13 protein-coding genes are annotated in these 12191 nt (G+C 35.6%); 10 read left to right on the plus strand and 3 right to left on the minus strand.

Annotated elements, in window-relative coordinates; all coding sequences use genetic code 11:
- Positions 1-28 precede the first annotated feature (28 nt).
- Positions 29-1021 (plus strand): NAD(P)/FAD-dependent oxidoreductase, encoded by a 993-nt coding sequence (locus tag RZ74_RS00900; protein ID WP_053949578.1) that lies wholly within the window; start codon positions 29-31, stop codon positions 1019-1021.
- A 14-nt stretch (positions 1022-1035) separates the two neighbouring features.
- Here the strand turns inward: RZ74_RS00900 and RZ74_RS00905 are convergent, their stop codons facing one another.
- Both RZ74_RS00905 and RZ74_RS00910 read right to left on the minus strand, forming a co-directional pair.
- Complete coding sequence (locus tag RZ74_RS00905; protein WP_053949579.1) at positions 1036-1779, minus strand: potassium channel family protein; 744 nt, start codon at positions 1777-1779, stop codon at positions 1036-1038.
- 102 nt (positions 1780-1881) lie between these two features.
- A complete protein-coding gene (locus RZ74_RS00910; protein WP_053949580.1) occupies positions 1882-4002 on the minus strand; it encodes an LTA synthase family protein in 2121 nt (706 codons plus the stop codon).
- Positions 4003-4194: 192 nt separating this feature from the next.
- Between RZ74_RS00910 and RZ74_RS00915 the strand changes: the two genes are divergently transcribed.
- Both RZ74_RS00915 and RZ74_RS00920 read left to right on the plus strand, forming a co-directional pair.
- Positions 4195-4458 carry a hypothetical protein gene (locus tag RZ74_RS00915; RefSeq protein ID WP_148562062.1) on the plus strand — a complete coding sequence of 88 codons (264 nt, stop codon included), beginning with the start codon at positions 4195-4197 and terminating at the stop codon, positions 4456-4458.
- 62 nt (positions 4459-4520) lie between these two features.
- On the plus strand, positions 4521-5186 hold the full coding sequence (locus RZ74_RS00920) for a histidine phosphatase family protein (protein ID WP_053949582.1): 666 nt from the start codon (positions 4521-4523) through the stop codon (positions 5184-5186).
- Between the two features lie 59 nt (positions 5187-5245).
- Here RZ74_RS00920 and RZ74_RS00925 read toward each other — a convergent pair whose 3' ends face one another.
- Positions 5246-5716: a C40 family peptidase gene (locus RZ74_RS00925; protein ID WP_053949583.1), complete on the minus strand. Its 471-nt coding sequence runs from the start codon at positions 5714-5716 to the stop codon at positions 5246-5248.
- A gap of 241 nt (positions 5717-5957) precedes the next feature.
- Here RZ74_RS00925 and RZ74_RS00930 point away from each other — a divergent pair, with 241 nt between their 5' ends.
- The 7 genes from RZ74_RS00930 to apf all read left to right on the plus strand — a co-directional run bounded on the left by RZ74_RS00930 (position 5958) and on the right by apf (position 11873).
- Positions 5958-6404, plus strand: coding sequence for a MerR family transcriptional regulator (locus tag RZ74_RS00930; RefSeq protein WP_053949584.1), 447 nt, complete (start codon positions 5958-5960; stop codon positions 6402-6404).
- Positions 6405-6407: 3 nt separating this feature from the next.
- Entirely contained in the window at positions 6408-7073 is a 666-nt protein-coding gene (locus tag RZ74_RS00935; RefSeq protein WP_053949585.1) for a glycoside hydrolase family 73 protein, read from the plus strand.
- A gap of 84 nt (positions 7074-7157) precedes the next feature.
- Entirely contained in the window at positions 7158-7892 is a 735-nt protein-coding gene (locus RZ74_RS00940) for a TerC family protein (RefSeq protein ID WP_053949915.1), read from the plus strand.
- Positions 7893-7897: 5 nt separating this feature from the next.
- A complete protein-coding gene (gene trxA / locus RZ74_RS00945) occupies positions 7898-8218 on the plus strand; it encodes a thioredoxin (protein ID WP_053949586.1) in 321 nt (106 codons plus the stop codon).
- A 411-nt stretch (positions 8219-8629) separates the two neighbouring features.
- On the plus strand, positions 8630-10015 hold the full coding sequence (gene nhaC / locus RZ74_RS00950) for a Na+/H+ antiporter NhaC (RefSeq protein ID WP_053949587.1): 1386 nt from the start codon (positions 8630-8632) through the stop codon (positions 10013-10015).
- A gap of 449 nt (positions 10016-10464) precedes the next feature.
- Positions 10465-10977 carry a LysM peptidoglycan-binding domain-containing protein gene (locus RZ74_RS00955; protein ID WP_053949588.1) on the plus strand — a complete coding sequence of 171 codons (513 nt, stop codon included), beginning with the start codon at positions 10465-10467 and terminating at the stop codon, positions 10975-10977.
- A 308-nt stretch (positions 10978-11285) separates the two neighbouring features.
- The gene (gene apf, locus RZ74_RS00960; protein ID WP_053949589.1) at positions 11286-11873 is read left to right on the plus strand and encodes an aggregation-promoting factor; all 588 of its coding nucleotides are present in this window, start codon (positions 11286-11288) and stop codon (positions 11871-11873) included.
- The last annotated feature ends 318 nt before the right edge of the window (positions 11874-12191 follow it).

Raw genomic sequence — 12191 nt, forward strand, 5'->3', positions numbered from 1 at the left:
AACACCGAAATAAAAGGAGTTAAATAAAATGACAGACGAAATTTACGATATTACGATTATTGGAGGCGGCCCCGTAGGGATGTTTGCTGGTTTTTATGCCGGCATGCATACCGCTAAGTTCCAAATTATCGAAAGTCTATCTGAATTAGGTGGTCAGGTGAATGCGCTATATCCAGAAAAGACATTGCTAGATATTCCCGCATACCCGGCCATAAAAGGGCGTGAACTAGTTGCCAACTTAAAACAACAACTATCCACCATGGACGGCGACATTAAGTTAAATCAAACCGTCATCAACGTCGAAAAAGACGACAACGCCTTTAAGATTACCACAAATCAGGAAATAACTAAAACAAAATCCATCATTATCGCAGTCGGTAATGGTGCCTTTAACCCACGTCAATTAAGCGCTGACGGTGTTGAAACCATTAACGATGACCAACTAGTTTACACTGCTAATGACATTGAAAGCTTCCGTGATAAGTTTGTCTTAGTTGCCGGTGGTGGTGATTCTGCGATTGATCAAGCTTTAATGCTAAATGATATTGCCCAAAAAGTGTACCTATTACACCGTCGAAATGAATTCCGTGGCCTTGAACACATGGTAGAAGTGTTAAAACAATCCAGCGTTGAATTAGTGACACCATACTTGATTAAGTCATTAGATAATACTGATGACGGCCAAGTCCGTGTCCATGCCAAAAAAATGAAAACTGATGACGAATTTATTGATTTAGATGTCGACAAGATTCTGGTGAACTACGGTTTCATTTCCAATAATAAGGATATGCAAAACTGGGCAGTTGAGATTGAAGAAGAAAAGCATGCCACAAAGGTTAATAGTATTTTAGAAACTAATATTCATAATGTTTATGCGGTTGGAGATCAAGCAAAATACGATGGTAAACAAACCATCATCGCAACAGGTTTTGGCGAAGTTCCCATCACCGTCAATGCGATTATGAAGGATTTATATCCAGGTAACCATGCACCGGTGCATAGTACTCAATTATCTGACTAAAAAATAATAACACCCTATTTAGGGGTGTTATTTTTTTTAACAGATTTTTGTAATGAATGGACTTCAGCGGTTAAAGATTCAATTTGTTTGCTTAATTTATCAATCTTATCATCGGTCACATCCTTGTCACCATGAGTGAAGAAGTCTGTAATCGTTGAGGTCAACAAACCAATAAAACCAATTCCACCAAACATTAGGAAGGCGGCAATTAGTTTTCCACCAGCGGTTTGTGGTGAAATATCACCGTATCCGACGGTAGTCGCAGTGGTGATCGCCCACCAAAGAGAAGTTGATAGATTATGTTGTTCAAAGTGCGAGTAAATTAAAGCACTAAAGATTAAAATCACGATACTGATGGAAAATAAGTAAATGAATCCAGTATCATAAATGAAACGGTGAATCCCACCGGTAACTTTACCGTCCCAACCAAACTTCCAAAATAAGTTATAGTGACGGACAATCCGAATTACGCGATATAAACGGAAAATCACGAAGATGGGGTGGGCTGGAATTAAGGAAATTAAGTCCAGCGATGTTTCTAATAGAAATTGTTTATGATTTTTAGCTAAACAAAATCCAGTTATGTAATCTAGAATGTAGAAAATCCAAATTGCATAGTACACAGTTCCGATGAAACTATGGTAAATATTAATCACGCCTAAGTAATCTAAGCCGACTAGAGCGACTGAGAAGACGGCGATGAAGATAATAAATATGCTGTAAATTAATTCAATTGTTTTATTTTTAAATTGTTTCATGCTTTCAACTCACTTTATCTCATTATCCAATTATGATTATTTTACCTTTAAAAAACCTTAAAGCAAATAAAAAAACGGACAAAAATTTGTCCGTTTTGAATTTTAATCGTCAGAAGTTTTATTATTAATACGTGATGAGCCACCCGTATGGTTGACTTCAGGTGCATCAGTTTTGTACATGTTTTCTGTTGATTTTTTCTTTAATTTATCATACAAACTAGTCGATTTCTTGCCTAATTCCGTTTCGGCGCCCAGTTCCTTTTGGAATTCATTTTGATAGTTGTAATCTTTTGGATTAACCGGGTTGAACCCTTTGGGAGTGTAAAAACGAAGTAAGTTTTGTTCATTTAGTTCGTCAGAATAAGATAGTTCAGTATTGACGCGCGCTTGCATCTTGTTAAAGATTTTTCTTTGATGTGGGGTTGCGTTAATTACTTTACCAGTCTTATTACTGTAGATGGTGCCAGAAACTGAAGTGTATTTGGTGCTGACCCAATCACGATTTCTAAATGCAACAACCGTGTCATGCTTTTTAGAAAATAGGTCGGTTCCAAATTGAATGTATTTTTTGGTGTTAACCCCTAGTAAATGAAGAAGAGTAGGTAAAACATCAATTTCACCACCATAGGTGTTATCGATGTAACCAGACTTCATGCCCGGGATATTAAACATTAACGGCACTCTTTGTAACTGGGCGTTATCAAAGTTATTCCAATCATTTGGATTTTTGTCCAATGCCTTGGCTAAGTTGATGTTTTCAGAATTAGAAATTCCGTAGTGATCACCATACAACATGATAATTGAATTCTTCAATAGGCCGGCCTTTTGAAGGTAAGCATAGAATTCTTTGACCGCTTCATCTAGGTAATGCGCAGTTTTGAAGTAGTTATCAACACTGCTATCACCGGTATTAGTAGTCTTGAAGTTTGAATCTTCGCTATCAATTGTGTATGGGAAATGGTTAGTAACTGTGATGTATTTAATATAGAAAGGTTGTTGTAACCTTTGTAAGTATTTCACAGAATCTTTAAATAGTAATTTATCTTTTAGACCATAACCACTGGCTCTATCACCAGAAGTATCATAGTAACTAGCGTCAAAGAAGTATTGGTAACCCATGTTCTTATAAACATTGTTACGGTTCCAGAAACTGGCCACGTTACCATGGAAAACCGCTGAAGTATATCCCTTTTCTTGTTTTAAAATCGAAGGAGCAGCTTGGAAGACATTATCACTACCAAATTGAGTGAACAGTGATCCCTGTGGCAAACCATAAGTACTAGTTTCTAACATGTTTTCAGCATCGGAAGTCTTTCCTTGTCCGACTTCATGGAAGAAGTTGCTAAATGCATAGGTTGACTTACTATGGTAGAGACTATTTAGAAACGGTGTGACTTCTTGACCGTTAACTTTCTTATCAATCAAGAATTGTTGGAAACTTTCCAAGTGAATAACAATGACGTTTTTTCCTTTTTGTGATCCAAATAATTTGGCGTTTGGAGCCGCATAATGTTTATTAATAAATTTATGGACGTCATTCATTTCAGACTTAGTTGCCATCGCTCTTAAGTCGTTATTGTGTTGTTGCTTAATGCCGTCATAGACGGTAAAAGCATTCAATCCTAAATACTTAACAATGTAAGTACGGTCAAAAGTTCTAGTTAGTAGTTGTGGACGCGCCATTTCACCGAATGATAAGTTGGCAGTAAAAATTAAGATGGCGGTTGAAGTAATCGCAAAGGCACCTTTAAAACCAATTTTGCCTTTATCAATTCGAATCACGCGGAATAATAATAGGACTAGGATTAAAACGATATCTAACCAATAGAAGACATCGTGGGGCATTGTTAACGCCAATGATGAACCACTTAATCCTTGGTTCACTTTGGAATAACCGGTCATCGTACTTACGGTCATGAAATCGGTAAATTCACGGTAATAAATAACGTTTAAATATAGTAGTAAAGTGTTTAATCCATCAATTAGTAAAATTATTGGATAGAATAACCGGCTTGATTTAATATACATTGCTAGTCCCAATAGGAATAAGGTTGTCGCAATCGGATTGAATAAGGCGACGAAGTATTCGAATGGATTAGCTAATCCTAACTGAAAGTCGGTGAAATATGCATAGATTGTTTTAGCCCAAAATAGTCCAACCAGTAGGCAAAAAAAGCCAAATCTAGTGGATAATTTGGTGCGAATATAGTTGATCGCTTTCAAAATGAAGAGCTCCTTTGATGTAATTCATATCTAATATTACCAGACAGTGAACAAAAAGGCATGTTTTTTATTAGAGTCAAAAAGGAAAAACACAATATATGCTTAACAAAAACTAGTCCCTCACTATATATTGTTGCAAAAAATACAAAAAGTTGTAAAATAATATTAAATGGTAGGAGGTTGATGGCATTAATGGAAAATAAAGCTTATAAATTAAATATTCAATTAAGCGATGGTAAAATAATTGAATTTATGCCTGAAATGGTTCACAGTGATTTATCTGCGTTAACCAACAATCAAGAGATTATTCAACGTACAGAACGATTGATTCTTGTGCAATTGAGCTCATACACTATCATTAAGTTACGTGAACTTCAAATGATTATTTACAAAACATTAAATCAATTAAGATATCATCAAATTGCGTCACAATATTACAATGCAGAATTAAGTTAGGCAGATGACTGTCTAACTTTTTTTATTAGTGCTATGTTATTATTATAAGTATAAAAAGGGGGATGAAATTTATTACATTTAATCTATACGTTGTCCGTCATGGGCAAACATATTTTAACGTTTATAACCGCTTGCAAGGATGGAGCGATGCACCATTAACAGAAAAAGGTATATCAGGTGCGGAGAAAACTGCAGAAAAATTAACTAATATGCGTTTTACTGCTGCTTACTGTAGTGATACAACTAGAGCGATGAAAACAGCAAAGATTATTTTAGATAGAAACACCGCTGATTCAGTAAAGGAACCAACTGTCTCCAGTTATCTTAGAGGAGAATTTTATGGTTATTATGAAGGAAGCGATTTAGAACAATCATGGTACGCTGCAGGTGCTCCCCACGGATTGCCAACATTTAAGGATATAGTATCTAAGTATTCTTTAGGTAAAGCTATGGATTTTTTAAAAGAAGCAGATCCATTTCATCAAGCTGAAAGCAACCAAGAATACTGGAAACGTTGGGACCAAGGGTTAGACCTAATTAGAAACGATAAGAACATTCACGATGGAGATAATGTTCTACTAATTAGTCATGCTAATGCAGTCTTAAGTTTGGTCGAACGTTTTGGTGAAGGCAAGTATGATATAACCGAACCACCTGCCAATGGTAGTTTAACTAAATTAGAAGTTTCAAACAATCATGTGAAGGTTATAGATTACAACGTTCAATAAAGAAAAGTAAAAAAGACGATTACAATTTGTAATCGTCTTTTTGGTTTTTAGAGAGAATATTAAGCGACGCGGCCGTAACCTACGACATGCCACCATGGTGTATGAATTTTTTCGCGGATAACTCCACGGTTTTGAGCGTCAATCATCTTGCCGCCACCTATGTACATACCAACGTGGAAGATAGAACTCTTAGTAGCACCGAAGAATACTAAATCACCTTTTTGTAAGTTAGCACGACTAACTTTAGTAGATGCATTGTATTGTTCTTGAGCAGTTCTAGGTAAAGTAACACCTAATGAGTTTTTGTATATGTAACTTGTAAAACCTGAACAATCAAAACCACCGTTACCAGTAGCACCATAAACATATGGAGTACCTAGTTGAGCTTTCGCTACATTATAAACAGTATTGAATTGATCGATTGTATCAGCATGTGCTGAGTTGTTGTTACTACTTACTGCTGCCCCGGCAAAAAGTAGTGATGTGAAAGCCATAAAAGTTACGGCTGCTTTTGTGATAAATTTCTTCATTCTCTAAAAACCTCTCTTATATCTCTCTTTTTATCTCTATCTCAATTTATATTACTTATAATAAAGGACAAATATTTCAAGAATGTAACAAAGCAGTTTCAATCTAATTAAAAAGGTGAAATCTTAATGTAATTTTAACTATTTTGTTGTTTAATATTTAATTGTGATAATCAAAGTAATGAAAGACACGGGAATATGTGGTAAATTATTCCTATCAGAACGGTATGAAAGGAATTCCGAAATGTCTGGATTAAAAAATGTATTTCCACACAAGATGGACTTAAATCAATTGATTTTTAAAATTGGTGAAGTTAGTAAGATGGTCAATGTTTCCACTCGTCAACTACGATACTGGGAACAAAAAGGTTATATTGAATCAATTCGTGATGATAACTCCAGTTCACGAGTTTTTAATATGGAAAATTTAAATCGCGTTAATCTAATTAAATATTATTTAGATGAAGGTATGACTTTAAATGGGGCGCATGTTGCTACTGAAGAAAAAATCGCCAAGATGCGTCAAATTCGATTGTTTATGATGCATGCCTTTCAAGATGTTGAAACAATTGATGGGAAACCTGCCGTTAATTTGGGTTACTTTGATAAGAACAAAGAATCAATTTTATATGGAATTATAGATGAACAAGATATTGAATATCGAGTGGTTGAAAAGAAAGAAGAAAAGTAAATTATGAAAACACCAAAGGGAACAATTGCTAAACGCGTTATTTTAGGATTATTTGCATTAGTGATTTTAGTAGGAGGATACAACGTCGCTAAGCAAGTTAGAAATAATATTCGTGAAAACGCAATTGAAAAAGCTGATAAACAACGTATTATTGACGCTCAAAAGGCTGACGCTAAACGTCGCCATGAATTTGCCGAAACAATTGCGAAACCAGCAATGCAAGTTTGGAAGAAAGAACACGTTGTGTTGCCAAGCATTGTGATTGCTCAAGCGATTCAAGAATCTAATTGGGGCCAATCTAAGTTGTACCAAAAAGCTTACAATATTTTTGGGGTTAAAGGAACTTATAAAGGTCAATCTATCAGTTACTTCACTGATGAATACGTTAGCAAGGACACTAAGGTAGCTAAAGGTGTCAAAGTGGTAATGGAAGGTGACAAGAAAAAGATTTCAGTTCCTGCCACATTTAGAAAATATCCAAGTGTCTACGCTGCAGTGGAAAACCACAGCACAGTTGTAGCGCTAAACTTCATTAAAAAGAAGAATGTTACTAGCTACGAAGATCAAGCAACCATGTTGCAAAAAAATGGTTACGCAACAGATCCAAACTACGCTAAATCATTGATTGCATTGATTAAACAATACGATTTAGCCAAGTACGATAAATAAATATTAAAATAGATAATAATGCTACATTTTTCAAAAATATTCATATATAATATGGTTAAAATATAGTAGAGGAGACTTTAGGTGATACCATTATTAAGCAAGTTATATGGTCCGTTTTTCGATTTAAACAACTGGCATAACGTTATATTTTCAGAGGATGCATGGGTAATTATTTTATCCTTAGTATTAATTGAATGTATTTTGTCAGTCGATAATGCAGTGGTGCTTGCAACCCAAGCACAAGCATTGCCAACTAAAAAGGAACAAGAAGAATCATTATTCTATGGCTTATGGGGTTCTTATATTTTCCGTTTCTTAATTATCGGATTAGGTGTATTTCTAATTCATATTTGGGAGATTAAAGTAGTTGGTGGATTATATTTATTCTACTTAGTTTTTGATCACTTCGCCCACTCGAACAAACCTAAGAGATCAATGTTCAAGCAAAGTAGTCAACAATCTAGTCGTAAACGTTTCTGGATGACAGTGGCTCAAATTGAATTCATGGACATTGTTTTCTCCGTCGATTCCGTCTTAGCTGCTCTAGCGATTTCTGAAAACCCGGTTATCGTTTTAATTGGTGGTTTAATCGGAATTCTATGTATGAGAGGAATTGCCGAAGTAATCATGCTAGTAATGAAGAGGGTTCCAGAATTAAAGACAATGGCTTACGTTTTAATTGGGGTAATTGCATTGAAATTAATTCTATCAATTCCAATGATTGATATTGAAATTGAACCAATCCATTTCGGGTTGATTGTCTTAATGGCATTCGTCATTACATTTATCATTCACTTTATTCGTAAAGCAAAGAGGTAATTTAAATGGCTGTAACAATCACCAGAGAAAATCTGGCAGAAGAAACAGATAACAAAATCACTGTGATTGATTTCTGGGCTCCTTGGTGTGGCCCATGTAAAATTATGGATCCAGTTCTAGAGGAAATGGAAAATCAATTTGGTGATCAAATTCACTTTGGTAAATTAAATGTTGATAACAACGAAGACATCGCCAAGCAATATAAGGTGATGGGCCTACCAAGTATCGTTTTATTCAAGAACGGTAAGGCGGTTGAAAAGGTCACAGGAATTTATCCAAAGGAAAAAATGGCACATTACTTAAACAGAAAATTAGCTGAAATGTAAATTTTAGTTGACGAAATTTTAAGGTAGTGCTAATCTAAGTTTAATCAAATAAAAGAAAACAATTATTCCAAATCAAGTAACGAGTTAACTGGGTGTCAGGAAGTCGGTGGTTGCTGCGAACCGATCAGGTTAATTTCGATGAAATACATTGGATAGTGTCTACCCAAGAACGGTTTCTAGAGTCGTTATTTCTAGCAGAGTGAGTAACCACTACGAGTGGTTACTAATTTGGGTGGTACCACGGTCAAAAATACAAATAATCGTCCCTGTTGTTTTTACAACAGGGATTTTTTTATGGAAAGAAGTCGATAATATGCAACTAGCCAACTGCGGAGGGTTAATCCGATATTAATATTTAACAATTAACTACATATTAAAAATTAGCGTATTAAAACTTAGGGGGAAAATATTATGCAAGAAGAACAAAAAAGACCGACCGTTTCACTTACGGAAGGAATTATGGTTTTAGTTATTATGATGGCAATTATGTCATTTGGAGTTATTGGTTTAGGCATCTCACCAGAGGTACCAATTTTAGTGGGGATCATGCTATTGGTATTCTGGGGTCGCTTTAAAGGCTTTACTTGGGACGATATCGATGATGGTTTTGTTTCAGGAGTTAAAAATGGAATCGTGCCATTATTCATTTTCTTATTAATTGGTTCATTAATTGGGGTTTGGATTGCTTCTGGAGTTATTCCTACATTAATGGTGTTCGGTTTTCATTTGATTAACATTAACTGGTTCCTACCATCAATTTTCTTGGTGTGTGCCTTAGTTGGTACATTCATCGGTAGTGCCTTTACTGTTATCTCAACTCTAGGAATTGCCTTTATGGGAATTGGTATCACTATGGGAATGAACCCAGCAATGATTGCTGGGGCTGTTATCTCAGGTGCCGTTTTCGGAGACAAGTCATCACCACTATCAGCAACTGTTAACTTAGCTTCAGCAGTTTCTGGAGCTGAATTAATTGCTCATATTAAAAACTTAATGTGGTCAACCATTCCAGCAATGATTACTTCATTTATTTTATTCGTCTTTTTAAACCACAGTGATGGTCGCGCTAGTTTAGCTAACGTTAACAACACTGTTCACGCTTTAAATGATCATTTCCATATTTCATTCTTAGCAATTATTCCAATTGTCTTATTACTAGTTTGTGCTTGGAGCCACATTCCAACGATTCCAACACTATTCATTAACATTGTGGTATCAATTGGTTTATTATTCATTCAAGATCGTCACATTGCACTAATCAAAATTAATGATTTAATCACTAACGGTTTCGTATCACGTTCAGGGAACCGTTCTGTTGACATGTTACTATCCCGTGGTGGAATTAGTTCGATGATGGGAACTATCGCATTAATCATGATTGCCTTGGCCTTTGGTGGACTACTAATGCACTTAGGTATCATCGATGCAGTGATTCAACCACTTACTAAACATCTAAACACTGATGCAAAACTAATCATTGCGGTTATCTTTACAGCGATTGGTGTTAACGTCTTCGTTGGTGAACAATTCCTATCAGAAATTCTACCAGCGAACGCCTTTAAGAAGGTCTTCCATGAAGCTGGACTAGCACCAGTTGCCTTGAGTAGAGCCATCGAAGATGGTGGAACTGTAATTAACTACCTAGTTCCATGGGGTGTTGCCGGAGCATTTATTTCAGCAACATTAGGTGTGCCAGCAGCGCACTTTGCACCATTCTTATTCCTAAGTATCTTCTCCCCAATCTTCTCAATCATCAGTGCAGTGACTGGAATTGCAATTAAACATACAAATGATTAGCTAATAATTAGCATAATTTAATTTTATTAATAAAAGGTGATAAAGCCTATTATAATAGCATTTATGATAGGCTTTTTACATCTTTTTTTATGTTGCATAAGGGTCTAAATGAAACATGAAATCAGTTCACCTACTAAAAAATGCAAAAAATTTTCACTTTTTTGATCAAAAATGACCTATATATTGTACCCGATTATTAAATTTGGAATGCTGAGTTAATAGTCATTGTGTTCAATTGTGTTGCAGAAGATTACCTAAATGTTACATTATTACATGAATACATCTATTTGTTACTCTCTTGTAATATCTATGTAACATAAAGTCTATAGAATGACTCTTCGTTGTTAAAGTACAACATATAGCATTAATCATTTTTTTAATTTTTATGGGAGTGTTTAAGTATTAGATATAAATTTAATGTTTTATTTCTCGTAGCCGTAATCTCCTTTGTGGGATTAATTTCTATTTTCCGAGACGCTACTGTTCCTACAACTGCTAGTACAGTAGTGACCGTGAAGTCTGGCGATACATTTGCTAATTTGTCAGATAGATATAATGTTTTTATTTCTGTGTTAGAACGTGCCAATAACAAATATGGTGATGACGATTTATTAGTTGGGGATCATTTAATTATTCCTGACAATAATAATGATGCAAACGATGATAACTCATCTAAGCAACATTCATCCTCTAAGAAGCAAAGTCAATCACTATTAGATTCACAAGAAGCTTGGAACGAAGCAAACGCAGAAGCTAAGGCTTGGATTTCATTCCATGAATCTACCGATTCATACACCGCACAAAACGGTCGTTACTATGGTAGATATCAATTGGATACAGCATATTTAAATGGTGATTACTCACCAGCCAATCAAGAACGTGTAGCTGAACAATACGTTGCCGGCCGTTATGGTTCATGGGTTAACGCTAAAGCTCACTGGGAAATGTACAATTGGTATTAAGCAAAAAGACGTTGAGAGAATTTTCTTTCAACGTTTTTTTTATTGTCTAAAACAGCATTTTAAAGTTATTTTAAGCCCCACGTAACGTAAAAAATCCTTTTCTGTCAATGCTTTAGACGGTTTTGATTGCAATTGATTACACCAATACGACATTGTTACGAATCGACTCAAACTTTTAACGTGGGTGAGAAGTCGGTGTAATGATGGGCATGTAGTATAGATGACAGTTAATCAATTGGATTAACCCATTCAAGTTATAGATTTATATATAGGAGTGAAGATTTATCGTTAAATTTAATTTGAAATCAATGTTATTTGCTACTACTGCAGTAGCTGGTTTATTTATCGCAAGTGGTGCGACTGCCAACGCGGATCAAACTGCTAACAGTCAAACAAGTACTAACACTACTAACAACACTGCGGTACAAAAGGTGACCGTCCAAAATGGAGACACCCTATGGGGATTATCACAAAAATACAACGTGTCTCTAGATTCATTAAGAAAGGCTAACGATCGTGTTGATACCGACTTAATCTATGTTGGTGAAAAACTAACATTACCTAGTGATGCCACAGTTGCTTCTCAAACTGAAGTACAAAGTAGTACGGCAACCACTGCTAGTCAACCTGCGGCCCAAACTTCAACTACAACCACGACTTCTACTGACACTGGAAGTAACAGTGATGCGAAGTCTTGGATTGCTAATCGAGAATCAAGTGGTTCATACACTGCCCAAAACGGTCAATACTATGGTAAATACCAACTTAGCGCTTCAATGCTAAATGGTGATTATTCCGCTGCAAACCAAGAAAGAGTCGCTGATCAATACGTCGCATCTCGTTATGGTTCATGGGATAACGCAAAAGCCTTCTGGCTACAACACGGTTGGTACTAAGAAGCAGTACGCTTCATCCAATCAATATTTATATCTACCAAAAGACGCCTATCATGGCGTCTTTTTTGCTGTTCTCAAATTATTTTTTATTTTTATCCTTGTATAATATTTTCAGTGTGATATATTATAAGCAACATAAAAAGAGATTCGCCTTTAAGAATTGACCAGAGAGTCAGTCAAGGCCTTGCGTAGATTCCATACGCCATCAGTGTAATTATCAGACATTGAAGGACTTTTCTGACACGGTCAGGGAAGTCCTTTTTTATATCTAGATTCAATTAAGCAACTCCAGAGAGGGTGCATTGAAGAACCACGCAA

This window comes from Apilactobacillus apinorum (genome assembly GCF_001281175.1).
Taxonomy (GTDB): Bacteria; Bacillota; Bacilli; order Lactobacillales; family Lactobacillaceae; genus Apilactobacillus; species Apilactobacillus apinorum.